The organism is Capnocytophaga sp. oral taxon 324 str. F0483 (genome assembly GCF_000318315.2).
GTDB lineage: Bacteria > Bacteroidota > Bacteroidia > Flavobacteriales > Flavobacteriaceae > Capnocytophaga > Capnocytophaga ochracea.
In genome coordinates, this window is the sequence record NZ_KB291527.1 from 79,235 (window position 1) to 103,635 (window position 24,401).

Annotated in this window: 21 protein-coding genes; 8 read left to right on the top strand and 13 right to left on the bottom strand. The window is 40.3% G+C overall.

Annotation, left to right across the window (positions count from 1 at the left end; all coding sequences use genetic code 11):
- Nucleotides 1-2 precede the first annotated feature (2 nt).
- From HMPREF9072_RS07965 to HMPREF9072_RS07990, 6 genes are all read left to right on the top strand, one after another.
- Nucleotides 3-1,091: a beta-ketoacyl synthase N-terminal-like domain-containing protein gene (locus HMPREF9072_RS07965; protein ID WP_009411212.1), complete on the top strand. Its 1,089-nt coding sequence runs from the start codon at nt 3-5 to the stop codon at nt 1,089-1,091.
- Nucleotides 1,092-1,266: 175 nt separating this feature from the next.
- Entirely contained in the window at nt 1,267-1,503 is a 237-nt protein-coding gene (locus HMPREF9072_RS07970; protein WP_002675303.1) for an acyl carrier protein, read from the top strand.
- Nucleotides 1,504-1,600: 97 nt separating this feature from the next.
- On the top strand, nt 1,601-2,848 hold the full coding sequence (fabF, locus tag HMPREF9072_RS07975; RefSeq protein WP_009411213.1) for a beta-ketoacyl-ACP synthase II: 1,248 nt from the start codon (nt 1,601-1,603) through the stop codon (nt 2,846-2,848).
- 7 nt (nt 2,849-2,855) lie between these two features.
- Entirely contained in the window at nt 2,856-3,614 is a 759-nt protein-coding gene (rnc, locus tag HMPREF9072_RS07980; protein WP_009411214.1) for a ribonuclease III, read from the top strand.
- Entirely contained in the window at nt 3,611-4,117 is a 507-nt protein-coding gene (locus HMPREF9072_RS07985) for a metallophosphoesterase family protein (RefSeq protein WP_009411215.1), read from the top strand. Before rnc ends, HMPREF9072_RS07985 begins: the two co-directional genes overlap by 4 nt.
- A gap of 64 nt (nt 4,118-4,181) precedes the next feature.
- The gene (locus tag HMPREF9072_RS07990) at nt 4,182-4,682 is read left to right on the top strand and encodes a hypothetical protein (protein WP_009411216.1); all 501 of its coding nucleotides are present in this window, start codon (nt 4,182-4,184) and stop codon (nt 4,680-4,682) included.
- A gap of 45 nt (nt 4,683-4,727) precedes the next feature.
- Here HMPREF9072_RS07990 and miaB read toward each other — a convergent pair whose 3' ends face one another.
- Entirely contained in the window at nt 4,728-6,176 is a 1,449-nt protein-coding gene (gene miaB, locus HMPREF9072_RS07995; protein WP_009411217.1) for a tRNA (N6-isopentenyl adenosine(37)-C2)-methylthiotransferase MiaB, read from the bottom strand.
- A gap of 201 nt (nt 6,177-6,377) precedes the next feature.
- Here miaB and pgk point away from each other — a divergent pair, with 201 nt between their 5' ends.
- Nucleotides 6,378-7,568, top strand: coding sequence for a phosphoglycerate kinase (gene pgk, locus HMPREF9072_RS08000; protein WP_009411218.1), 1,191 nt, complete (start codon nt 6,378-6,380; stop codon nt 7,566-7,568).
- Between the two features lie 66 nt (nt 7,569-7,634).
- Here the strand turns inward: pgk and HMPREF9072_RS08005 are convergent, their stop codons facing one another.
- Both HMPREF9072_RS08005 and HMPREF9072_RS08010 read right to left on the bottom strand, forming a co-directional pair.
- Nucleotides 7,635-9,926 (bottom strand): inorganic phosphate transporter, encoded by a 2,292-nt coding sequence (locus HMPREF9072_RS08005; RefSeq protein WP_009411219.1) that lies wholly within the window; start codon nt 9,924-9,926, stop codon nt 7,635-7,637.
- A 225-nt stretch (nt 9,927-10,151) separates the two neighbouring features.
- Nucleotides 10,152-10,421, bottom strand: coding sequence for a hypothetical protein (locus tag HMPREF9072_RS08010; protein ID WP_009411220.1), 270 nt, complete (start codon nt 10,419-10,421; stop codon nt 10,152-10,154).
- 692 nt (nt 10,422-11,113) lie between these two features.
- Here HMPREF9072_RS08010 and HMPREF9072_RS08015 point away from each other — a divergent pair.
- Nucleotides 11,114-12,556 carry an arylsulfatase gene (locus tag HMPREF9072_RS08015; protein ID WP_009411221.1) on the top strand — a complete coding sequence of 481 codons (1,443 nt, stop codon included), beginning with the start codon at nt 11,114-11,116 and terminating at the stop codon, nt 12,554-12,556.
- A gap of 112 nt (nt 12,557-12,668) precedes the next feature.
- Here the strand turns inward: HMPREF9072_RS08015 and HMPREF9072_RS08020 are convergent, their stop codons facing one another.
- The 10 genes from HMPREF9072_RS08020 to murD all read right to left on the bottom strand — a co-directional run bounded on the left by HMPREF9072_RS08020 (nt 12,669) and on the right by murD (nt 24,266).
- The gene (locus HMPREF9072_RS08020; protein WP_009411222.1) at nt 12,669-13,952 is read right to left on the bottom strand and encodes an MFS transporter; all 1,284 of its coding nucleotides are present in this window, start codon (nt 13,950-13,952) and stop codon (nt 12,669-12,671) included.
- A gap of 142 nt (nt 13,953-14,094) precedes the next feature.
- Nucleotides 14,095-14,688, bottom strand: a complete 594-nt coding sequence (locus HMPREF9072_RS08025; protein WP_015782476.1) for a thymidine kinase — start codon at nt 14,686-14,688, stop codon at nt 14,095-14,097.
- A gap of 3 nt (nt 14,689-14,691) precedes the next feature.
- Nucleotides 14,692-15,711 carry a DUF3078 domain-containing protein gene (locus HMPREF9072_RS08030; protein WP_009411224.1) on the bottom strand — a complete coding sequence of 340 codons (1,020 nt, stop codon included), beginning with the start codon at nt 15,709-15,711 and terminating at the stop codon, nt 14,692-14,694.
- 541 nt (nt 15,712-16,252) lie between these two features.
- Nucleotides 16,253-17,962 carry a 1-deoxy-D-xylulose-5-phosphate synthase gene (locus tag HMPREF9072_RS08035; RefSeq protein WP_009411226.1) on the bottom strand — a complete coding sequence of 570 codons (1,710 nt, stop codon included), beginning with the start codon at nt 17,960-17,962 and terminating at the stop codon, nt 16,253-16,255.
- Nucleotides 17,963-18,137: 175 nt separating this feature from the next.
- Entirely contained in the window at nt 18,138-18,683 is a 546-nt protein-coding gene (locus HMPREF9072_RS08040) for a CopD family protein (protein WP_009411227.1), read from the bottom strand.
- An 85-nt stretch (nt 18,684-18,768) separates the two neighbouring features.
- A complete protein-coding gene (hemH, locus tag HMPREF9072_RS08045; RefSeq protein ID WP_009411228.1) occupies nt 18,769-19,800 on the bottom strand; it encodes a ferrochelatase in 1,032 nt (343 codons plus the stop codon).
- A 44-nt stretch (nt 19,801-19,844) separates the two neighbouring features.
- Nucleotides 19,845-20,843 (bottom strand): DNA adenine methylase, encoded by a 999-nt coding sequence (locus tag HMPREF9072_RS08050; RefSeq protein ID WP_009411229.1) that lies wholly within the window; start codon nt 20,841-20,843, stop codon nt 19,845-19,847.
- 123 nt (nt 20,844-20,966) lie between these two features.
- A complete protein-coding gene (locus tag HMPREF9072_RS08055; RefSeq protein WP_009411230.1) occupies nt 20,967-21,707 on the bottom strand; it encodes a hypothetical protein in 741 nt (246 codons plus the stop codon).
- Nucleotides 21,700-22,929, bottom strand: coding sequence for an FtsW/RodA/SpoVE family cell cycle protein (locus HMPREF9072_RS08060; protein ID WP_009411231.1), 1,230 nt, complete (start codon nt 22,927-22,929; stop codon nt 21,700-21,702). Before HMPREF9072_RS08060 ends, HMPREF9072_RS08055 begins: the two co-directional genes overlap by 8 nt.
- Nucleotides 22,930-22,931: 2 nt before the next feature.
- Nucleotides 22,932-24,266, bottom strand: a complete 1,335-nt coding sequence (gene murD, locus HMPREF9072_RS08065; protein WP_009411232.1) for a UDP-N-acetylmuramoyl-L-alanine--D-glutamate ligase — start codon at nt 24,264-24,266, stop codon at nt 22,932-22,934.
- Nucleotides 24,267-24,401 lie beyond the last annotated feature (135 nt).

A 24,401-nucleotide genomic window follows, 5' to 3' on the forward strand; every position in this document is an offset into this window, starting at 1 on the left:
AAATGAAAATAGCTATTACAGGGATGAGTACCCTCGCAGCTGAGGCGCTCTCTCTTCACAATAATATTCCACAAGGGCGACTTTCTGACCGTGACCAAAAACTTATAGAACAACTCAGAGCTTCTAATTCTGCTTATGAGCCCTTAGACCCCACCGTTCTTTATGCCTTACATACTGCACGAAGAGCTGTTGCGCAAGCAGGGTGGCAAGGAGTTCGTTTTGGTATCAATATAGGGTCGTCGCGAGGAGCAACAATGTTGTTTGAAAAGCATTTTAGTCATTTTCTGAAAGAAGACAGTTGCCAAACCTTAGCTTCGCCTACTACTACTTTAGGCAATATCAGCACTTGGGTAGCACAGGATTTGAGCAATGAGGGTTTTGAGCTCTCACATTCTATTACTTGCTCTACCGCTTTACACGGCATTGCCAATGCTATTGCGTGGCTGGAAAGTGGTATGGAAGACCGCTTCTTGGTAGGTGGTAGCGAGGCACCTCTCACTCCTTTTACTATTGCACAAGTGAAAGCTCTGAAAATATACAGTAGTTTGCCTTTGCCTTATTCTTGTCGTGCAATGGATATGAGCAAAAAACAAAGCACAATGGTGCTAGGGGAGGGGGCAGGTTGTTTCTGTTTAGAAAAAGGAGAACGACCTAACGCCTTAGCTTATATTGTAGGTTTAGGCTTTGCTACCGAAAAGCTCACTCATAGTGTATCGCTCTCCAAAAATGGACAGTGCTTGCAAGATGCTATGCTTCGTGCTTTGACAAGTGCTGGGAACCCCAAGATAGATGTGATTATCACTCACTGTACGGGTACTATTAAAGGTGACCAAGCTGAACTCAAAGCTATAGAAGCAGTCTTTGGTGGAGAAAAACCTCTACTCACCAATAATAAATGGCAACACGGACATACCTATGGGGCGAGTGGAGCACTGAACCTCTCAATGGCAATACGAATGTTACAGAATAACCGTTTTGAAAGGGTGCCTTACCTCAGTTATCCCGAATCTGTACCCGATAAACTCGAACATATATTAATTAATGCGGTAGGATTTGGTGGAAATGGAATAAGTGTGATAGTGAAAAAGTGAAAAAAGCAAAGTAAAAAGTAGAATATTTATAAAATGATAAATCTATGATAATAAGTAGGTTTATATTTTTTAAAAGTAAAAAATAAGAATATTTGTACGAAAAAGATTGTGTTTCAAAAAAAAAGTGTTACTTTTGCCGGCAGTAATTATTATCAAATTATAAAAAAAGAAAATTATGTCAGACATTGCATCAAGAGTTAAAGCCATTATCGTTGATAAATTAGGCGTAGACGAAAATGAAGTAACCGCAGAAGCGAGCTTCACTAACGACTTAGGAGCTGATTCATTAGACACTGTTGAATTGATTATGGAGTTTGAAAAAGAATTTGATATTCAAATTCCAGATGACCAAGCTGAAAACATTGCAACTGTAGGTCAAGCAATCAAATATATTGAAGACGCTAAACAATAATTGGCTCATAGGCAGTAGGCTATCAACGTATATACTTGGTAGCTTACTGCTTAATGCTTTTTGCTCTAAACCTAAATGCTAAAAAGTTGAAACTAATATGGAGAAAAGACGTGTTGTAGTTACAGGTATAGGGGCTCTTACCCCTATAGGTAATACCACCCAAGAGTTTTGGGAAGGACTCGTAGCCGGCAAGAGCGGTGCTGCGCCTATTACCCATTTCGATGCTTCAAAGTTTAAGACAAAGTTTGCTTGCGAAGTAAAGAACTTTAATGTCGAGGATTTTATAGACAAAAAAGAAGCACGTAAGCTCGATAAATTTGCTCAATATGCCTTAGTGGTTGCTGATGAAGCCGTAAAAGACGCTCATCTTGATATGGATACGCTTGATAAAGACCGCATAGGGGTAATTTGGGGCTCAGGTATTGGGGGGTTAGAAACTTTCCAAAATGAGGTAATCAACTTTAACGAAGGCGATGGTACGCCACGCTTTAATCCATTCTTTATACCTAAAATGATAGCTGATATCGCAGCAGGTGTGATTTCTATACGCTATGGTTTTAGGGGTCCTAACTTCACTACAGTCTCAGCGTGTGCCTCTGCAGCTAATGCTATGATAGATGCGCTAAACTATATTCGCTTTGGCTATGCTGATATGATGGTATCAGGTGGCTCGGAAGCAGCGGTTACTATTGCTGGAATCGGTGGTTTCAACGCCTTGCACGCCCTTTCTACTTTCAATGAAGACCCTGCCAAAGCTTCTCGTCCGTTTGATGCCAATCGCGATGGTTTTGTATTAGGCGAAGGAGCAGGAGCGGTAGTGCTTGAAGAGTACAATCACGCAGTGGCTCGTGGGGCTACAATCTACTGCGAATTGGCAGGAGGAGGTCTCTCTGCTGATGCTTACCATATGACGGCGCCTCACCCTGAAGGGCTTGGTGCTAAAAACGTAATGATTAACTGTCTTAAAGACGCAGGAGTATCAGTGAACGAAGTAGATGCTATCAATATGCACGGTACCTCTACTCCATTAGGAGACATCGCTGAATCTAAGGCAGTATTGGATGTATTTGGCGAGCACGCTTACGATATTAATATTAACTCTACTAAATCAATGACGGGGCACTTGTTGGGGGCTGCGGGAGCGATAGAAGCAGTAGCGTCTATCCTCGCTATCAAACACAGCATCGTTCCTCCTACCATCAACTTTGAACATCCCGATGAAAAAATAGATCAACGCCTCAACTTCACCTTCAACAAAGCGCAACATCGCGACGTGAAAGTAGCGATGAGCAATACCTTTGGTTTTGGTGGACACAATGCGTGCTTATTATTCAAAAAGATATAAACTATAAGTGTTCGGCTTAAAGAAAATATTAACTTTTCCCCGTCTTATTCCTAAGAAGAAAGACGGGATTTTTTATACTAAAATCAAAGAGCTTTTAGGATTTCCTCCTAAAAACTTATCGTATTACAGCGAGGCTTTTACACACCCTTCTTACCAATTCCAAAAAGCAACGCGTAAGAGCTATGAACGCCTTGAATTTCTGGGTGATGCGATTCTTGGCGCCGTGATAGCCGACTATATTTTCACCAATGCTCCTGAACAAGATGAAGGCTATCTTACCAAAATGCGCTCTAAAATCGTAGAGCGCCGTAACCTCAATCAGCTCGGTAAGGATATGAGGCTCTTGGACTTCTTGCGCACTAAACTCACTCCGAGACAATTAGGTAATAATATCACTGGTAACCTCTTCGAGGCACTTATAGGAGCAATTTATTTAGACAGAGGTTATAAGGCTTGTTTTAGGTTCATTGAGCGTGAGCTCATTTTGCCGTATATCAACATCAAGAATTTGGAAGGAAAGGTTATTAGCCATAAGAGCTTGTTGATAGAATGGTGTCAAAAACATAAGTTAGACTTTGCTTTTGAGGCTGAAGAAGATATAGAAGATTGTTCTGAGACTAAGTTTTTCGTTGCTAAAGTGCACGTACAAGGCTTTTCGGTAACTCGGGCGCGTTCTACGTCTAAGAAAAAAGCTGAAGAGATTGCTGCCAAACGCGCTTGCTATAAGATTCAGGGTAAACAACATCATAAATTAGATGTACAATGAAAATCCTTCTCCTCTCCGATACCCATTCGTATATAGACGATCGCATATTGCACTACGCTAGTGAGGCAGACGAAGTGTGGCATTGTGGCGATTTTGGTAACCTGGCAGTGATAGAGGCGTTGCAAGCCGTAAAACCTTTGCGTGGGGTTTATGGTAATATCGATGGCATAGAGATACGGCAGCAGTTCCCTGAAGTAAATCGGTTTGCTTGTGAGGGCGTGGAGGTACTGATGATACACATAGGCGGTTACCCTAATAAATACAGTCCGTTGGCAAAACAAGAAATCCTAACCTGTCCTCCTAAACTCTTCATCTCGGGGCATTCACATATTCTAAAAGTGCAATACGATAAACAGTTTCAGTTGTTACACCTCAACCCAGGAGCTGCTGGTCTTTATGGTTGGCAAACCGTGCGTACGATGCTTCGTTTTGAGATAGAAGCAGGAGAGATTAAAAACTTAGAGATTATAGAGTTAGCTCGTAGCGCGACAGGTAATGAGTAAAAATAAAAATTGCTAATTAGTAAAATCTTTTATACTTTTGTTCCGAATTTAAAACTTTATTCTAATGAAAAGAATATTATTAATAGCACTTTCTGTGATAGCTTTCACGGCGTGCACTAAAAAAGACAATGAGGATACTAAGCATCCTAAAGAATTACAAGGTACTTGGGTTTATGAAAATTCAAAGCTACCTGATGGTAAGTTATTCACTGAGATTATTACTTCTAAACAAATGCAGTGTGCCAAAGAAAACAAGTACATTTTCTATGGTGAATTTTTCACCTCGGAGGAGCACACTCTTAAAGGAGATGATTGTGAAAAAAAGAATGCCACGGTAAAATATTTTGTAGAAAATAGCAAATTGTGCTTACAAGGGGCTAATGGAGTGGTTCTTAAAGCTTATGATATTGTTGTTAGTATTACCCCTACACAATTTATTTTTAAATACGACAATGAATTTAAAGCTTTTTTGCGCTCTCAAATACCTTATGACCCTACTCTTAAAGAAAAAGGCTATACCATTGATGATATTTTGAATGTAACGATTACCTATCGGAAACAATAAATAGAAATAGGCTGTCCCTTAACCGGACAGCCTATTTTGTTTTCTCTATTGTCTTTCATTACTAATTTTTATAGCTTTTCCTATTAGGGTAGTAGAAGTACAATCTGTAATTTTTACCATTACAAAATCGCCTATTTTATAATCTTCTTTGGGGAATACTACTACGGTATTCTGACTATTGCGCCCCATCCACTCTTTATCCGATTTTTTAGAGTTTCCCTCTATAAGCACTTCTACCGTTTTGCCTATTTGTGCTTGAGTGCGGTACAAGCTGTGTTTTTGTTGCAGGTCGATAATCTCAGCAAGACGGCGTTTCTTTACTTCTTCAGGTACATCATCTTCTATTTTGCGTGCTGCTAACGTGCCAGGACGCTCCGAATAAGCAAACATAAACCCAAAATCATACTTTACATATTCCATTAGCGAAAGCGTATCTTGGTGGTCGTCTTCAGTTTCGGTGGGGAAACCAGCAATCATATCTTGCGAAATAGCACACTCAGGAATGCGTTCGCGTATGCTGTCTATCAGCGCAAAATATTCTTCGCGAGTATGGAGGCGGTTCATCGCTTTCAAGATGCGATTGCTACCGCTCTGTACGGGCAGGTGGATATACTTGCAGATGTTAGGGTGTTTTGCCATTGTATCAATCACATCAAGGGTCATATCCTGCGGATTGGAAGTAGAAAAGCGGATACGCATTTCAGGCTGAGCTGTTGCCACCATATCGAGGAGTTTAGCGAAGTTGATAGCGGTGGCTTGTTGCATCTCACTTGCTTTGCTGAAATCCTTTTTGAGCCCGCCTCCATACCAAAGGTAACTATCCACATTCTGCCCCAGTAGGGTAACCTCTTTGAAACCACGCGCTTGGAGGTCGGCGATTTCGTTGAGGATAGAATAAGGGTCACGACTGCGTTCACGTCCGCGAGTGAAAGGTACAATGCAGAAAGTACACATATTGTCACAACCGCGCGTAATTGATACAAAAGCTGTTACACCGTTGCTATTGAGACGAATAGGTGCAATATCGGCATAGGTTTCGTCCTTAGAGAGAATCACATTTACCGCTTCACGACCTTCTTCCACTTCTTCAAGTAGGTTAGGTAAATCCTTATAAGCATCAGGACCTACCACCATATCCACTATTTTTTCTTCTTCGAGGAAGGCGTGTTTTACCCTTTCGGCCATACAGCCCAATACGCCCACTTTCATAGCGGGTTTCTTGCGTTTGTACACATTGAATTGCTCCAAACGCTTGCGAATGGTCTGTTCTGCCTTTTCGCGCACTGAGCAGGTGTTGATAAGTACCAAATCGGCTTCATCAACAGTATCAGTGGTATTATATCCCGCTTTGGAGAGAATAGAAGCTACAATTTCACTGTCGGAGAAGTTCATTTGGCAACCGTAACTCTCGATATATAGTTTTTTAGAATTGTTATTATCAGCTTGTAAAACAAGGCTTTGCCCTTGCTTACTTTCGTCTATTTCTTTAGCCATAGAGGTTTGAGTTTCTGAATTGAGGGCGCAAAGATAAAGATAATTTGGCAATTAGCCAATTTGTCAGTGTGCCAATTCTACCACGCCCATTCCACCATCAAGGGCAATTGGCGAAATAAAATTATTGTCAAAAAGTTTTGTGTATATCACTTTTTTGTTGTACCTTTGAGGCTTGAATAAAATTATTGTAGTTTTAGATATATGAAAACCATAGACAATTTTAATTTTGCGGGCAAGAAAGCCCTTATTCGCGTGGACTTTAATGTGCCATTGGACGAAAATTTTAAAGTAACTGATAACACTCGTATTGAGGCTGCGAAACCTACTATCGAGAAAATTCTCAAAGATGGGGGAACCGCAGTACTTATGAGCCACTTAGGTCGCCCTAAAGGGGAACGCAACGACAAGTATTCTTTGCGTCACATCGTAAGTGAAGTGGAAAAAGTATTAGGTAAAAAAGTGATTTTTGTAGATGATTGCGTAGGCGAAGTAGCCGAAAAAGCGGTAGCAGCTGCTCCTGCTGGTAGTGTGGTATTACTTGAAAACTTGCGTTTTCATAACGAAGAAGAAAAAGGAGATGAAGCATTTTCTAAACAGCTTGCTAAACTCGGCGATATCTATGTGAACGACGCTTTTGGTACCGCTCACCGCGCTCACGCTTCAACTACTATTGTTGCTAAATTCTTCCCTAACCACAAATGCTTTGGTTACCTCCTCGCTAAGGAGATTGGAAGTATTGATAAAGTGATGAAGAACGGCGAAAAACCTGTAACTGCTATCCTTGGTGGTTCAAAAGTTTCTTCTAAAATCACTATTATCGAAAATATCTTAGATAAAGTGAACCACCTTATCATAGGTGGGGGTATGGCTTATACTTTCATCAAAGCACAAGGCGGAAAAGTAGGTAGTTCTATCTGCGAAGACGATAAACTTGACCTTGCACTCGATATCCTTGCCAAAGCCAAAGCTAAAGGAGTAGAAGTACACTTGCCTATAGACGTAGTAGCTGCTGACGCTTTCGATAACAACGCCAAAACACAAGTAGTACCTGTAAATGCTATTCCCGATGGTTGGGAAGGATTGGACGCAGGACCTAAGACTCTTGAAAATATCAAATCGGTATTGCTTAAATCAAAAACTATTTTGTGGAATGGTCCTATCGGAGTATTTGAAATGCCTAACTTCGCTAAAGGTACCATTGCCGTAGGTGATTATGTGGCTGAAGCTACTAAAAAAGGAGCTTTCTCACTTGTAGGAGGTGGCGACTCGGTAGCTGCTGTAAAACAATTTGGTTTTGAGCATAAAGTAAGTTATGTTTCTACCGGTGGTGGAGCGATGCTTGAAAGCCTTGAAGGATTGGTACTTCCTGGTATTGCAGCTATTAACGAATAGTTAAAATATAAAAAAAGAAAAAGAGGTAACTAAAAATTAACTTAGTTACCTCTTTTTATATCTTCATTATTTCTTCCCTGTTACTTGGGTGATAAGGTTCATTTTCTTCTTCTTATTTTGCTGTTTTTGGTATTCATCGAACTGCATTAGCAGGTTGTTATTAGCACGGATGAGCGCATTGGTTTCTAATAAAATACTAAAATATAATTTAGTAGTTTTATGACTGGTTTCGGTAGTGCGAATACGGTCGATTTGTTTTTGTACCATCTTTGACACTTCGTTTTTCAACACCTTACAATCTTCGAAAATTACGTGTAACTTGTTATAGTCTGAACCTTTGAATATTTCGGCTTCTGCCTTAAACACATCTTCCATCTTATCGGAAATGTATTTTAAGTCACGTAGCTGATTAAATTTGAGGTTCTTGTGATTGTTGTTTACGTGTTCATAACTATTGAGTGTGATAGCCGTGAGACATTGTGCCATATCCTGCAAACAGTCCAAAATAAGGATATAAAACTTGCTAGACGCTACTGAACTTTCATTCAGCGATTTGATAAAGTAGTATACATTACCTTTCAGCTCATCGAGTTCTTTTTCGAGTTTTTTAGCATTCTTTTTGTTTTTGGTGAGTTTGCCTAAATCTTGAGTGCCGAGATTCTTCACCACTTTGCTATAAAGCTGGTCGATGCGGAAAATCGTTTCGGATACATAGTTAGAGCTTTCTTTGATGACACCGCCAATGGTAGCCAAGTCGGCACGCTCAAAGCGTTTGCCTTGTGCTTTGGCTTTCTGTTTATTGCGGTAGATAATTGCGTTGCGAATGAGCACAAAGCCTACTACCATTATCATCACAATAAGCCCAATCACGCTTCCGTAATACAATATGCCTGCTACTAAAAATGCCCCGATAAAGGCAACAATAGCTGTTAAAAACCAACCGCCGATTACATTCAGTACCCCTGCCACGCGATATACGGCACTATCGCGCCCCCAAGCTCTATCGGCAAGGGAAGAACCCATTGCCACCATAAAGGTTACATAAGTAGTAGAAAGAGGGAGCTTAAAGGAAGTACCAATGGCAATTAAACTACTGGATACCACGAGGTTGATAGCAGCACGCACGAGGTCGAAAGCAGGAAGGTCTTCTTCTTTTACATTAGGGTCAGGTTCAGGTTTTTCAAAACGGTGGTCTATTTTGTTGCTAATTGACTTTGGCATTATGAAGTTCACGGCATTGGCACAAATCACTGTAATACGCACCAAGAATCGCGATAAGAAGTTAGAAGAAAACTTCTCTTCACCTCCTTCATTTTGACGAGATAGATTGACGCCTGTATCGATTACGTGACGTGCTTTTTTGGAAAACCAAAGGGTGAGAATCATCACAAAACCGGTAAGCAATAGCAAGGCGGTAGGAGTAGAGATTTGCCCATCGGCTAAAGCCCCCATTAACAAGCCGTCGTGAGCTACTCCTGAATTATGCCATATATCATACGACTGATAAGCCGCTACCGGTACCCCTATGAAGTTCACTAAGTCGTTACCCGCAAAAGCCATTGCCAAAGCAAAAGTACCGCTGAGGATAATTACCCTAAAAATATTTACTTTCATACGGATAAGCACTTGTGAGAGCACCGAATAGAAAATAAAACAGCCAATGAGTAGCGGCACTATATTCGTGTCTATCCACGCAATGGCTTCTTTAGGAATGAAAGCGACGTCTTTGAGTCCTTTAAAGATAATGAAGTAGGAAAGCCCTGTAAGCGAGAGCCCGCCGAACACACCTCCTACATATTTTACATTTTCTTGATATTTAAATGAGAATACTAATCGGGCTAAATATTGCACAATCGTACCGACTGTAAAGGCGATGGCTACCGAGGTAAAAATACCGGTGATAATTTTGCCTGCTTCACTTGTATTGATATAGTTGAAAGCGTTAAAAAGCGATTCGTCACTCATAAACGTTTTGATAGTGGCGACACACATCGCAGCGCCCAAGAGTTCGAATACGATAGAAACGGTTGTGGAAGTAGGTAGACCGATAGAGTTGAAGAGGTCGAAGAGGAGGATATCGGCAAGAATAACCGACATAAAGATAACCATAACCTCATCGAAATAGAAGAGCTGAGGGTTAAAGATGCCTTTACGTGCGATTTCCATCATTCCGCTAGAAAAGACGGCACCAATGGCTACCCCCACGCTGGCGACTATCATAATGGTGCGAATGGTGGCTACTTTGGAGCCTACGGCAGAGTTAAGAAAGTTAGCTGCATCGTTACTCACACCCACCACCAAATCGATAACGGCGAGCACCAAGAACACGAACAGCATAAAGATGTACACCTGTTCCATAACACTATATCAGTTTTATGGGGCAAAGATATGAATAATTTGTCAATTAGACAATTTGCTGATTAGTAAATTTAAGAGGAGGTTTATTGATGTTTTCTTAGTTATATAAATATGAGGAACTAAGGTTATTTTTTATTTTGAGAATCTTTTGGTAGAGGAGATACTTTTTTATAGATATTGGCTTTTAATTCTTGTGTAGAAATACATATATGTCGGAAATGACTATCATATTTTATGCTTTTTTTCTTCTTTGGCGATAGCTGCTTCCCAACGTTTGGTCATATTGCGATTTGCTTGTTTTGACATAGCCATTATTTTATCTTTAAATTTTAGAGGGATGCCGTTTTCATCTTCCTCTAAAACTTCGGAAGTAACTGTTACATTTTTTTTGGATTCTTTTTTCTTAGTAACTTTCACAAAGTCAAGAGTCTTAAGGTAATTTATTACCTCTAAGGCTTCAGGATTATTGCTGTTTATAGTTGCTATGTAAGACATAATGTTTAAGTATTTTTTATTTGTATGAGGCAAAGGTAGTAATAAATTAGGAGACTAGCAAAAAATGGGTTAGGTTTTACTAATTGAGGGTTAGTAATTGGATTTTTTGGATTATCGTAAAATGCCAAAAGATAACGGAAGAGGTGATGCAGGTAAAAAGTAAAAGGTAAGAGGTAAAATGGGTATGGTTAGTTTATAGAGAGCTTATAGGAAGCTTATACGAATCTTGGACGATTGGTATAGAAAGGGTATATAAATAGTTGATTCATAATATGATATAATAGGGGTAAAAATGTTAAAAACAGGGTTTCGAGACGAAAGAAAGAGGAATAGGCACTAGGAGGGAGTGTGACGGAAAAGGGAAGAAATGACGAATGACGGGTGACGAATGATGAAGGTAATGTGGTGAAAACATCTTCTTATACGCATACTCTGCTATCTTTGAGCACATACTCAGTTGTCGCTGGCTATCTTCAAAAGGGGAATTGTAGTGACCAAAGGGGAGTTATCAGATGTCTGAGAGAGACTCGCAGGAGAGAGACAATAGAGACGCAAGGGGAGTTGTGGTGATGATCATATCGGACTAATGTTGATTAATGTGAGTTTGATAGTCTATTTTATTGCTAATTGTAAATTGTTTTGTATCTTTGTCGCATTAATGATTAACCATTTATAACTCATTATTAACTATTATGAAACATTTACTATTAAGCCTTTTAGCTTCCTTATGTACCATAGGAGTCAAGGCGCAAGAAAAACTTCCTAATGTTATCTTTATTTTGGCTGACGATTTAGGTTACGGAGATATAGAGCCTTACGGTCAGCAAATTATCAAAACACCCCAACTCAGCAAACTCGCTGATGAAGGAATGAAGTTTACTCAGTTTTATACAGGTACATCTGTGTGCGCGCCCTCTCGCGCTTCGTTTATTACAGGGCAAACTACGGGTGAAACGCACATACGCGGTAATGAAGAAGTGCGTGAGCCAGTAGATGGGCAAGCACCTTTACTTGCTAACGACCCATCGGTAGCACAACTTTTTAAGAAAGCAGGCTATAATACGGGTTGTTTTGGTAAATGGGGTTTAGGTATCGTTCCTTCCGAAGGGAATCCGCTAAAACAAGGGTTTGATACTTTTTTTGGTTATAACTCGCAGTTCCGCGCTCATCGCCGTTATCCTGCTTTCTTGTGGCACGACAATGAAAAGGTGCTCATTTCCGAAAACGGAAATTATGAGCGCCAAGAGGTTTATGGCGAAGACCTCATACAAGAAAAAATATTGGATTATATAGGCAAACAAACAGCTGAAAAGCCTTTCTTTATGTGGCTTACTTATACACTCCCACACGCCGAATTGGTTGTGCCTCACAACAGTATTTACGCTTCGTACGAATATCTCCCCAAGAAACCTTATAAAGGGGTGGATTATGACAAGATTACTCCTAAACCTTTTGGCTGGGCAGGTTATATGTCGCAACCGCATACTTATGCCACTTATGCGGCTATGGTGAGTCGGTTAGACAAGTATTTGGGAGAAATACGCAAGCTCCTTAAAGTTAAAGGGCTTGATGAGGATACCCTTATCATCTTTGCGAGCGACAATGGGGCACATCGCGAAGGTGGTGCTGACCCCAAGTTCTTCAACTCCTCAGCAGGATTGAGGGGTATTAAACGCGACTTGTACGAAGGCGGTATACGTACCCCTTACATTGTTTATTGGAAAGGCAAGATAAAGGCAGGTAGCGTAAGCGACCACATAGGGGCTTTTTGGGATATGATGCCTACTTTTGCTGAGATTACGCATCAGAAGTATGTACCCAATAGGCATCAGGTGTCGTTTTTACCTACGCTTTTAGGGAAGAAACAACAGCAACAGCATAAATACCTTTATTGGGAGTTTCACGAAATGGGAGGTAGACAAGCAGTGCGTTATAAAAACTGGAAAGGAGTACGCCTAAACGTGAATAAAGATAAAAAAGCTCCTATTGAGTTGTACGACCTTACTACTGACCCTGCTGAACAGCACAACCTCGCCGAGAAATATCCTAAGATAGTGAAGAAAATAGAGCGATTTATGGAACAAAGCCATACGCGCTCAGAGCTCTTTCCTTTTGATTGGGAGGCAAAGAAATAAAACTTACTAAGGAGGAAGAATGATAACTTAAAAGCCTTTACCTAATCAGTATTTAGGTAAAGGCTTTTAAGTATGAGTATTATAGACTTTAAAAATGCTCTATGAAGTAGGTTTAATGAGCTTTTTCATCTATTTTGTTCTGCTTGGAGTCATAAGTAAAAGGCACTTTCCAAGTGATTAATAGTGCAGGAATAGTGCAAATCATTACCAATAAGAAGAAGTGTTGATATCCTAAATATTTACTGAGGAAACCACTAATCATACCAGGAACCATCACTCCTAAGTTCATCAGGCTATTGGCGAAAGCATAGTGAGCCATTTGGTATTTACCAGGAGCTATTTGTTGCATCATAAAGAGGGTAAGACCTACAAAACCGAAGCCATAACCAAAGTACTCACCTACAATTCCCAAAGCGATAGTAGGCAAGTGAGAGGGCAAGAAATAAGCAAAAAGTAGATACACTACAAATGGAATATTAAAAGCACACGCCAAAGTGAAAAGAGCTTTGCGCAACCCTACACGAGAGACAAAATAGCCAGCTGAAATAGAGCCTACAATAAAAGCAATAACTCCCGCAGTACCGTATACTAAGCCATATTCTTGTTCGGTGAGCCCTAAGCCCCCTTTATCAGTTTTAGCAATGAGGAAAAGAGGAGCTATCTTCATAGCTAATCCTTCTGCAAAACGGTATAAGAAGATAAAAAACAAATAATAAAAAATATATTTCTTTCGGAAGAAAGCTACAAAAATACCCCATAGTTCTTTCATTTTTACATTAAAATCACCAGCTTGCTGAGGTTTAGTATCTTTTGGCAAAGCATAAAGGTGATATAGACCTACGAGACCTAAAATAGTAGCACAAATGCTAAGAATCAGTTGCCAAGAAGCAATTACACTCATACCTTTTGCTTTTACGAGCCAACCTGCTAAAAAGATAAGACCACCATTGGCAAGCACTTTTGCTAAGTTATAGAAAGCACCTTGCCAGCCAGAATATACACTTTGGGTAGCTGTGTCCAATTGTTCCATATACATTCCGTCACCTGCAATATCGTGAGTAGAACCGCTAAGGGCAATCACTCCTAATAAGGCTAAACACACAGTGAAAAAGTTAGGGAGAGGTAACGAAAAGACAATACAACCGAATAAAGCTGCTGATACTAATTCGGTAATGACAATATATTGTTTTTTAGTACCATAGAGCTCCATTATTACACTGATAACAGGTTTTAATGACCAAGGTAAGATGAGTAAAGAAGTCCAAAAAGCGTTCTGGTCGTCAGGAATACCTAATCCTTTGAAGATAATAGGAAAAACTAATGAAAGCATCACAAAGGGAAGCCCCATAGCGAAATAGGTGGTAGGCACCCAAGTAATAGGATTTTTCTTTTTCATAATGGTTGTTTATATTACTTCATTTTAAAAATCAGACAAAAGTACAAAATAATTACAAATTGGCAAGTTAACAGATTAGCAAGTTTGAAAATACCCTAAATATACCAAAATAACTTATCAATTAAGTACTTTAAGTGCGGTATTATTCTTTTGTTTTCTTAGCATTCATTGCTTTATAGAAGGCAGCGCGACTGAGAGGCTCATAGCTATCGGCTTCTCCTAACAAGCGTTGCTGGTCGTTAGAAACTTTGCGAAAACTATAATTGGCGAGGTTTCCGGTACGTGTACAAACAGCGTGTACCTTAGTAACATACTCAGCAGTAGCCATCAAGAAGGGCATAGGTCCGAAAGGCTTTCCTTTATAGTCCATATCGAGTCCTGCTACGATTACACGTACCCCGCGATTGGCGAGCTCATTGCACACGTGTACTATCTCGTCGTCGAAAAACTGTGCTTCGTCTATACCCACCACATCGCAACCATCGGCAAGAAGCATAATGCTGGCGGCGGCTTCTACGGGTGTAGAAGGAATTTCATTGGCGTTGTGCGATACGATATTGGTATCATCATAACGCGTGTCGAAACTGGGTTTGAATATCTCTACCTTCTGTTTTGCAAATTGGGCACGACGTAATCGGCGAATCAGTTCTTCGGTTTTGCCTGAGAACATCGACCCGCATATTACTTCTATCCAGCCTGTCTTTTCGTTGTTATTTACAGTATTCTCTAAAAACATCACTTAAAAAGTATATAGTACTCCTACTCCTAATACTTGCTTGAACTGAGTGCGTGCGCCATAGTTGTGCACTTCACCATTAGGTGCTTTGTAGGAATAAAACTTCACATCGTCGTCGTATTTGATATGCACCCCTATACGCGCTTGCACGTAACTATTTACCTTTAAGTTGAGATTAGTTTCCCAATCCACATCTATATTTCCGAAGTTTTTAAGGTAATCGCCATAGAAGTTGAAGGAAGTATTGAGTATCATATTCTCCATCACTTTCTTGTCCCAGCGACCGGACACTGAAAAACCGAGTTCGTTATGAGTACGCTTACCCTTTTTCAGAATAGTACCGTCAGGAGCACGCTGGGCTCTTTCTACCCCGAAAGCACCTTCATCGGCTAAACGTTGGTCGAGTACAGCAGTAGTTTTAAGCGTGATAGGCGAAAGGAAAATACTGAATTTTATCTTTGAAGGAGCATATTCAGTACCCAAACCAAAGGTGATATAAGCAGGGGCAAAGAATTTGGAGATAGGCTTTTCCACATCGGGATAGTTGTACCCGTTGCTGATTTGTGAAAGAAACTGATAGCGCGCCGTGTAATACCAAAACGACTGTGAGTCGCCTCGATAGCCAAACGATGAGATGAGTGAGAGTTTATCGTCGGTCTTGCGCACTTCGCGTCCTTTTTGAGCATTAATACCGTAGTTGATTTCTAATTCGTTGTCCCAAAAGAAAGTGCGTTCGGTATAACGGCGACGGAATTTGGCATTAAATATCCCCGAAATAGAACTTTCTCCTCCTGCACTCCAATTAGAAAAAGCTACCTCGCTCATATTAAGGCTCACTTGATTGAATTTGAACCATTTTTGTTGTGCTAATTTAAAACGGTTGAAAGTGAACTTTAACGCTTCGGTATCTTTCATTACTTTTACCGTATCGGACTTTACAGGGGCTTCGTACGTTCTTGCTTTGCGCACTTGCCCAAAAGCGGTAAAGGAGGTAAGAAACAGTAGAACAATGAGTTTTTTCATACAGAGAATCGTGCTAAATATTTCAGGGTGCAAAGGTAATGATAATTTGCTAATTTGGCAATTAGCAAATGAACTAATAAATGTAAAATGGAATGAATATAGCTGGTGAATGCTTGACAGACAAAGCGTAATGAAAATGTAATAGTGGGGGAGAGGTATAGAATGAGAAGTAATTATCAGATTAGCAAAATAGAAGATTGACAGATTGTCGAAAAAATCTTAATGTTTGTTAAATGTATGTATTTTTTTCAATTATTAAAAAGAAAAATACAACTTAGTCTCTTATGCTGTAAAAAGAGTTAAGATATTATTATTCAGTTAAATAAAAGATTTATCATACTTGTCTCTTCACCGAAGCTTCACCGAAGGAAGAGCGAACCTAAGACGAAGGAAAGACGAACCTAAGACGAAGGAAAGGTGTTAGTTAGTTGAATGTCAATAGGAAGAAAGGGCTTTTAAAACTGTTGAGAAAAAAGTGTTAAAAACGTGAAATGGTTGAAGAAAAAGCAGTTTTTGTTCTTTCACACATTGGCTTATTTTGTCAATCTGCTAAATCTCTAATTTTTAAAAACTCTTCTTTGAGCGTCTCTACTTTGCCGTGAGGAATAAAACTATCAGGAAGAGTGATGATTTTCAGCGGAGTGGTATAGCTGTGCTGGGTAGCAAATTCGGCTACGGCACTGCCTAAACCGCCTGTGCTTCCTTCTTCTACTGTGATTACTTTTTTATAAGAACGGAAGATATGATGTAGCATCGCCTCGTCCAAAGGTTTGAGAAAACGGGCATCGTAATGGGCATATTTCTCGGGTTCAGCAGTTTGAGTGAGCTGTTGTTGTACATTTTCAGCAATGGCGCCAATGGTGAGTACGGCTATCTCGCTGCCTTCTTTTAGCTGTTCGCCTTTGCCTATAATTAGCTGTTGAAAAGGTTGTTGCCAATCAGTTTGTGTACAACGACCACGAGGATAACGAATGGCAATGGGGTGCTCGAGCGATTGCTGGGCGGTATAGAGCAAATTGCGCAACTCGGTAGCATTACGCGGTGAAGCGATAATGAGATTAGGAATAGGGCGCAAGAATGCCATATCAAACACTCCGTGATGGGTGGCACCGTCTTCGCCTACGAGTCCTGCACGGTCTATACAGAATATTACGGGCAGGTTTTGGAGGGCTACATCGTGAATAAGCTGGTCGTAAGCGCGCTGTAAAAATGTGGAATATACCACACAGTACGGTATAAAACCTTGTGTAGCCCAACCGGCAGCAAAGGTAACCGCGTGTTGTTCGGCAATACCCACGTCCATTACCCTATTGGGGAATGCCTTTTGCATAGCCGTTAGTCCGCTACCACTACTCATCGCAGGGGTGATGACAACTATCTTGGGGTTCTGCTGGGCGAGTTCGGTGAGGGTTTGCCCTACTACGTCTTGATATTTAGCAGGGAGAGCAGAATTTTCAGGCAGAGGGTTGCCTGTGATTTTATCGAATTGTGAGGGGGAATGGAAGAGCACTTGTGAGGCTTCGGCTTTGGGATATCCTTTACCTTTGGTGGTGACAACGTGTAAGAGGCGCACTCCACGGGCTTGCTTTTCGGCTTTGAGTGCCGTGATGAGTGCGGGGAGGTTGTGTCCGTCTACTACGCCTTTGTAGGTAATCCCCAAAGTACTAAAAAAAGCACTGCGGGTAGCGTGTTCGGTTTTCAGTTGGGCAAGGTAATGAGAGAACGCTCCTACGGTGGGGTCGATAGCCATTGCATTGTCGTTCAGTATAATGAGCATATTGGTATCGGTGGTGCCTGCATAGTTCAGTGCCTCGAAAGCCATACCACTTACAATAGAAGCATCGCCTATCACGGCTATGTGCTGGCGTTGAGTATTCCCCTCCAAAGCCGATGCCATTGCCATACCCAAGACAGCAGAAAGAGAGGTAGATGAGTGTCCCGTACCAAAAGCATCGTACTGACTTTCTGCACGTTTAGGAAAACCACTGATACCTCCACGCTCGCGTATATGCGTAAAATCCTCGTTTCTATCGGTGAGGATTTTATGAGCATAACTCTGGTGCCCTACGTCCCATACTAGTATATCGTGAGGAGTATCGAACACATAGTGCAACGCAATAGTAAGCTCTACCACTCCGAGACTTGCACCTAAGTGCCCACCTCGTGTAGCAATAACCTCTATAATGCGGTTGCGGATTTGTTGCGCCAGAGCAGGAAAAGAGGTTATAGGAGTATTTTTTAGTTGTTGCATATTAAGCTTACGCTATAGAAATTCAACAAAGAAATTAAAAAGGATAAGGTTTGTGCCTTAGAAATCAAACAAATCTATTCAAATCAAACAATTAAAAAAGAAGTGTAGCTTGTATTTGAAACTTTGGCTAAGTTTGCGACGCACTCATTGACTAAAATGTTAATTTTCAAATATGCTAATTCTTTCCTTTATTGACCAATTTCACTACTAACATTATCAGAGCCCCCATTGCTACAAAAGCTATTAAAGAAAAATACCAATAGGTGATGAACAAGCCTTTTAGTATCACGGCGAATACTACCACAAAGAGGATAATTGTCGCTACTTCGTTGAGCATTCGCAGTTGTACCGAAGTAAGAGAGGTGCGACCCGCTTGGAGTCGTTTCATTATGCGCCAAGAATAGTAATGATATACAAACAAAAAGACGACGAATAGCAGTTTGACGTGAAACCATCCTTGTTTAATAAGCGTCCACTCGCCACCGTCGTATAGCATATAGAGTCCGCTAAGAGTCATCAGCACCAGTGCCGGAACGGTAATGATGTTCCACAAGCGCTCTTCCATAAAACTGAATTGTTTGTGGAGAATTGAGCGTTCGGGGTCATCTTTTTCCAAGGCTTCGGTGTGATAGATAAATAGTCGCACCATATAAAAGAGCCCTGCGAAATAGCTCACTACAAAGATGATATGTATGCTTTTAGCAATAAGGTAATCGGTCATTAGAAATATTTTAAACGTTTCAGATTACAAAGATAGGAATTAATTAGCTAAAATAGAAAAAGAAGTCGTCCGAAAAGTTTTAATCTTATCTTTCATCTCTTGTCTCTTCATTAATCCAAGAGGAGAGAGCTTGTACCCACAGGTCGGAGTCGTTGAGGCAAGGAATCATTTTAAAATTTTCACCACCATTTTTGCGGAAAGATTTACCTCCTACTATTTCTATTTCTTCAAGAGTTTCTACGCAATCGGCGACAAAGGCAGGAGCGATGACTGCTAATTTCTTTACACCATTTCGGGCAAGTTCTATAATTTTATCGGAAGTGAAAGGGGTAATCCACTTATCCTTCCCCAAACGCGATTGAAACGCTTGTGAGTATTTTCCTTTTTCTAATCCTAACTTTTCTGCCAATAAGCGAGTAGTCTCAAAACAGTGACTGCGGTAGCAGTGCCTTCCTTCTTCGCTGTAAGGGTCGCAACAAGTTACACCTTCTACAATGTGTTTGTGTGCAGAGGTAGGTGTGGTTTTGTAGAGATGGCGCTCGGGTACACCGTGATAAGAAAAGAGCAAATGGTCGAAAGGAGCTGTCCCTAAATGAGCCCGTACTACCTGCGCTAAAGCCTCGATATACTCGGGGCGATGGAAGAAAGCAGGAAACTTGGTGAGGCGCATATTAGGATAAGAGGCTTTGATGAGTTTTTCGGTGAGGACTTCAATGGTTTCGGTAGTAGCCATTGCGTATTGAGGATAAAGAGGAATGAGGAGTACTTCATCAACTCCTTTGCTGTGTAATTCTTTTAGTGCATTGGTGATACTTGGGTTGCCATAGCGCATTGCTAATACTACGGGTACAGAGACTTTACGCTGTACTTTTTCAGTAAGCCAACGACTAATGACAATGAGCGGAGAACCTTCGCTCCACCATATTTTTTGATAGGCTTTACTGGTTTTAGGTGGGCGCGTATTGAGGATAACCCCGTGTACCAAAGCATAGCGCAATAGGTAAGGCAGGTCGATGACGCGTTCGTCCATTAAAAATTCTTTTAGATATCGTTTAATGTCTTTTATAGCAAAGGAATCGGGTGATCCTAAATTTACGAGTAATACTCCTTTGGGCATTTTTAGTTAAGTAAAAAATTAAAAGAGAAAAATGAGTATATCATTCATCGTTTTTCTAAAATGTGAATATATTCGGTAGTGCTGTTGGTTTTATGTTGTCTATTTTCTTCCTTATCTGCTTTAAAACGATTGTATTGAGTACTTTGTAGGTCATATTTTCCATATTTTTGCATAGTATCTCTTATTTGTTCGAGAGACATTAGTCCTTCGTTATTATAACTGAGAAATATATATTCAAATTGAGCATTTTTAATTAATTCATCAAAAGTTTCTACTACCTTAGTTCTTTTGCAATAGTTAGATTTGTGATAAGGGCGCAAGCCTGTTTTCCCTTGTGGAGCAAAAGTATCGTATTTGGCAATGGTGTTGAGCAGATGATAATTAGCCCCATATTCTCGATGATTGTAAGGAGGGTCGAGATAGAGAATATCCCCATTAATTTTGGTAATAAGGGTGTTGCTATCTTCATTAAACACCAAGTGATCATTTTCGTTTTCCACAAAGAGAGCGGGCTCAAGATACAAATCTTTCTGAGCTGTTTTTTTGATATGCTTTAAGAAGGCCCCATACACCGAAGCAGTGTTGGCTACCTTATCAGCATTTTCAAGCAAAGAAGCTAATAAAAAAAAGTACACGTTTTCAGTGATATGATTTTCTTTTTTCCAAAGTTCAATTCTTTGGCGTATAGCATCAATGCGTTTGCCGTTGTTTTCTTTGAAGTAATTCCTGCCTGCAACACCATTTTCAGAATATTCATTGAATATAAAACCCTCAGTACCTTTTAGTAAATTGAGTTCTGAGAGATGTTCCCAATAGTTGAAAGTAATGTGATTTTCTATATAGTTTTTGTTTAGCACATAGCTATAATACTCTATATCATTACTGATAACTTGCTTTACATTGGTCTTAAACCCTCTCCCTACGGTTCCTGTGCCAGCAAAAAGGTCGCAAAATACTTTTTTAGATAGGTCTTTACCTGCAACACTATAAATAGTTTGCTTAATAAAGGGTAATAGTTTGTATTTTGAGCCTATATAGTTCATTTTTTAGTTATGCAAGAGTATTACAAAAGCTTCTGTTCTATAGGTTTTCAATCCTATATCTTTATGATTAAAATCAAAAGAGATAGTGAATGGTGTTACTAAGTTCGTATTTTCTATGATTTGTTATATTCTAATGGGTGAAATATCTTCATCTAAATAGACTATCAGTAATCGAGGGTTTGCCCCAAATCTACCTTCATCTTGGTACTTGTACAGATATTCGGCTACTTTTTCAGGGTGTTCAATAGCTGTTGTTTTCCAATGCTCACCGAAATCTCTTTTAAATTCATTGGTAGGACTACGCGATACTTTTTGGTCGTAGCTTACGCCATCGATAAAGAAATCAACCCCACGAATATGCGAAAGAGTGGGTATGATATTGTCGTTTTTCAGAAAAACTAAAGTCTCTAAAAAGTCATTGCGCTCGGTATTAAGTTCCTTTATACGTCTGTACTTTACAGCAGCTAATTTTACTTTTTCATCTTTCTCTGAACGCGTATTGTTTTCTGCATTAAGTGTTTGTACAAAACTATCGAACTGACCTTGAGAAAAAGGCCAATTGAGTTTGCCCAATTCTAATGTACGCCACTCTTCTAACAGAATAGCAATATTCTCTTCTCCGTTTAATCCGTTTTGAAACTTAGGTAAGGACTTAAATATATGTCTTATTTTGTCTTTTGCATCATTGTAATTCCATATCTTTACAATCTCACTAAACAACTCGTTAGATGATTGTTTGATGAGTGCTCTCCTTTCATAGCCGTTATATAATTCCAGAAAAGCAACAGCATTAGCTTTATTGCTAAAAATCTTCTTAACAATATCTTGATTAATAGTCCTTTTTATATCCCTAATATCATTCATTATTGGTGTTTTTCTTCATTTGTCTGAGAGCGCTTTCAGCGAGTTCTTCCTCTACGTCGGCTTCGGGTTTGTCTTTCTCCATCTTACCATCTTTGCGTTTTTGGGCACTTACGGAGAGAATACACCCTAAGGCTAAGCACGTCATCCATAGTGATGTACCCCCACTACTGATGAGAGGTAGGTTCTGCCCCGTTACGGGAAAGAGTTCTACTGCTACTCCCATATTAATGATTGCTTGCAAGAGTATTGGGAAACCTAAGCCTAATACTAATAACTGTCCGTAGAGGGTAGGCGCTTTTTGTGAGATGACTACAATGCGAATGAGCAGTAGTATGTAAAGCACCATTATAACGATAGCTCCTAATGAGCCATATTCTTCGGTGATGATAGCATAAATAAAGTCGGAGGAACTTTGAGGAAGGAAGTTTTTCATTGTGCTTTTGCCTGCTCCTTGTCCCATTATACCTCCTTTGGCAATAGCCATTTTGGAACGCTCTATCTGATAGCCTTCTTTGTTGTCCTCGCCTCCCATAAACGATTCGATACGACTCATCCAAGTATCTACCCTATTGGGGAAAGCTTCGGGGAAGGCTTTTACTACTAATAAGAAAAGTGCAAGGAAAACAATTGCAATGCCTATAGCTGAAAAGATATGTTTCATTGGGAAACGCCCCAAGAAAGTGAGCATCAGCACTGAGCTGAGGATTAGCATCGCGGTAGATAGGTTAGAAAGAAGTACTAAGGCTGCAATCACTCCTACGGGCATCCACAGGGGTAAAATAGTTTCTTTGAAAGAGAGTTTTTTGCCGTAGTTTTTAGCTAAATAAGAAGCTACATAAGCCATCAGCATTACCATTGCAAAGGTGGAGGGCTGAAAAGAGAACCCCCCTACGCTGAGCCATCGGCTGGCGTTTGCCCCTTCGATGGTGCTTCCTGAAAGGTTTGCAAAGATGAGCAGGAGCACCGCTAAGATGAGCCCCAGTTTAGAAGCAGGACGGAAAAAACGATAAGGTGTACGATGCACGATATAAAGAGTGAGATAGCCCACCCCTACAAACACCAAGTGCTTGATGAGGTAGCCAAAAGGAGTACCCTTACCCACTACATACACTAAGTTGGTACTGGTGCTGTACACCGCCAAGAAGGAGAAGAGGGTAAAGACGAGTATGAGCGCCCAAAGGGTTTTATCGCCTTTGATATGTGAGGCTATCCATTCGCGCATTATTACAGTTTCTGAACGGCTGCTTTGAAGAGGTCTCCGCGTTCTTCGTAGTTTTTAAAGAGGTCGAAGCTGGCGCAAGCGGGGGATAATAGTATTGTATCACCTTCTTGAGCAAAACCTTGTGCTAATTTTACAGCTTCGTCCATTGAGCGGGTTTCGACAAGCGTGCCTATTGTGTTGTAAAACGATTGAATAATAGGGGTATTATCGACTCCGAGGCATACAATAGCTCTTACTTTTTCGTGTACATAAGGCAAAAGAGAGTTATAGTCGTTGCCTTTGTCTTGTCCGCCAACTATCCACACGATAGGAGTTTTAATGGTGTCGAGAGCGTAGAATACTGAATTTACGTTAGTAGCTTTGGAGTCGTTTACGTAAGTAACCCCTTCCACTACTTTCACCTCTTCGAGGCGGTGAGGAGCTCCTTTAAATCCTTTGAGACTTTCGCGCAATGAGTTGTTGCGGATATTTACCAAGCGGGCAGCTACACTTGCTGCCATTGTATTTTTAATGTTGTGCTTGCCACGAAGGCTAATTTCTTCAACGTCGATTTCAGTAGTTTGATTCTCTAACATAATGTATATTTTATTATCTTTTAAGAAAGCTCCTTGTGGGAGTTCTTTCTCTATAGAAAAAGGTATGAGTTTAGATTTTATAGTATGGGTGCTGAGCCACTGTGTAATTACCTCGTCGTCGGCATCATAGATAAGGTAATCATTTTCAGTTTGGTTCATCGCGATACGGAATTTAGAGTTGATATAGTTTTCGAACTTATAGTCGTACCTATCCAGATGGTCAGGAGTTATGTTAAGCAACACGGCGATATGGGGGGCGAAATGCTCTATGCCGTCTAACTGAAAACTGCTGATTTCGAGTACATAATACGGTGGATTTTCGGTAGCTACTAATTCGGCGAAGCTATAACCTATGTTTCCACCAAGTCCCACTTGCAATCCCGCTTCTTTGAAAATGTGATGGGTGAGCAAGGTGGTAGTGGTTTTACCATTACTACCTGTGATGCCTACAATGAGGCTATCGGTATATTGGCTTGCAAATTCTATTTCAGAAATCACAGCAATGCCTTTTTCGTGGACTTTTTTGATGATAGGTGCTTTATCGGGGATACCTGGGCTTTTCATAATCACATCGGCTAAGAGAATTTTCTCTTCGGTATGCGTGCCTTCTTCCCACTGAATGCCTTCTTTGTTAAGAGTTTCGCGGTAGTGAGGTTTTAGGGAGCCTTTATCGGAAAGGAATACTTCCCAGCCTTTTTGTTTACCGAGAATGGCAGTTCCTACACCACTTTCACCACCTCCTAATATTACTAAACGTTTCATTGATAAAACCTCGTTTTGTTGAGGTGCTTATTATTTTTGGGCAAAGGTACAAAACAAATAGGAATTAGCAAGGGAGAAAGCGAAAAAAATAAATAATGACAGAAATGAGGAAATGAGGAAATGAGGAAATGAGGA

What these genes read in the sequence shown, in the direction of transcription:
- HMPREF9072_RS08025 (WP_015782476.1), bottom strand. Translation starts at nt 14,688, where the DNA reads ATGTTTTTAGAGAATACTGTAAATAACAACGAAAAGACAGGCTGGATA.
- HMPREF9072_RS08015 (WP_009411221.1), top strand. Translation starts at nt 11,114, where the DNA reads ATGAAACATTTACTATTAAGCCTTTTAGCTTCCTTATGTACCATAGGA.
- HMPREF9072_RS07970 (WP_002675303.1), top strand. Translation starts at nt 1,267, where the DNA reads ATGTCAGACATTGCATCAAGAGTTAAAGCCATTATCGTTGATAAATTA.
- fabF (WP_009411213.1), top strand. Translation starts at nt 1,601, where the DNA reads ATGGAGAAAAGACGTGTTGTAGTTACAGGTATAGGGGCTCTTACCCCT.
- hemH (WP_009411228.1), bottom strand. Translation starts at nt 19,800, where the DNA reads ATGCCCAAAGGAGTATTACTCGTAAATTTAGGATCACCCGATTCCTTT.
- pgk (WP_009411218.1), top strand. Translation starts at nt 6,378, where the DNA reads ATGAAAACCATAGACAATTTTAATTTTGCGGGCAAGAAAGCCCTTATT.
- HMPREF9072_RS08060 (WP_009411231.1), bottom strand. Translation starts at nt 22,929, where the DNA reads ATGCGCGAATGGATAGCCTCACATATCAAAGGCGATAAAACCCTTTGG.
- HMPREF9072_RS07965 (WP_009411212.1), top strand. Translation starts at nt 3, where the DNA reads ATGAAAATAGCTATTACAGGGATGAGTACCCTCGCAGCTGAGGCGCTC.
- HMPREF9072_RS08050 (WP_009411229.1), bottom strand. Translation starts at nt 20,843, where the DNA reads ATGAACTATATAGGCTCAAAATACAAACTATTACCCTTTATTAAGCAA.
- HMPREF9072_RS08040 (WP_009411227.1), bottom strand. Translation starts at nt 18,683, where the DNA reads ATGACCGATTACCTTATTGCTAAAAGCATACATATCATCTTTGTAGTG.
- HMPREF9072_RS08020 (WP_009411222.1), bottom strand. Translation starts at nt 13,952, where the DNA reads ATGAAAAAGAAAAATCCTATTACTTGGGTGCCTACCACCTATTTCGCT.
- HMPREF9072_RS07990 (WP_009411216.1), top strand. Translation starts at nt 4,182, where the DNA reads ATGAAAAGAATATTATTAATAGCACTTTCTGTGATAGCTTTCACGGCG.
- HMPREF9072_RS08005 (WP_009411219.1), bottom strand. Translation starts at nt 9,926, where the DNA reads ATGGAACAGGTGTACATCTTTATGCTGTTCGTGTTCTTGGTGCTCGCC.
- HMPREF9072_RS08030 (WP_009411224.1), bottom strand. Translation starts at nt 15,711, where the DNA reads ATGAAAAAACTCATTGTTCTACTGTTTCTTACCTCCTTTACCGCTTTT.
- HMPREF9072_RS08010 (WP_009411220.1), bottom strand. Translation starts at nt 10,421, where the DNA reads ATGTCTTACATAGCAACTATAAACAGCAATAATCCTGAAGCCTTAGAG.
- murD (WP_009411232.1), bottom strand. Translation starts at nt 24,266, where the DNA reads ATGAAACGTTTAGTAATATTAGGAGGTGGTGAAAGTGGTGTAGGAACT.
- HMPREF9072_RS08035 (WP_009411226.1), bottom strand. Translation starts at nt 17,962, where the DNA reads ATGCAACAACTAAAAAATACTCCTATAACCTCTTTTCCTGCTCTGGCG.
- miaB (WP_009411217.1), bottom strand. Translation starts at nt 6,176, where the DNA reads ATGGCTAAAGAAATAGACGAAAGTAAGCAAGGGCAAAGCCTTGTTTTA.
- HMPREF9072_RS08055 (WP_009411230.1), bottom strand. Translation starts at nt 21,707, where the DNA reads ATGAATGATATTAGGGATATAAAAAGGACTATTAATCAAGATATTGTT.
- HMPREF9072_RS07985 (WP_009411215.1), top strand. Translation starts at nt 3,611, where the DNA reads ATGAAAATCCTTCTCCTCTCCGATACCCATTCGTATATAGACGATCGC.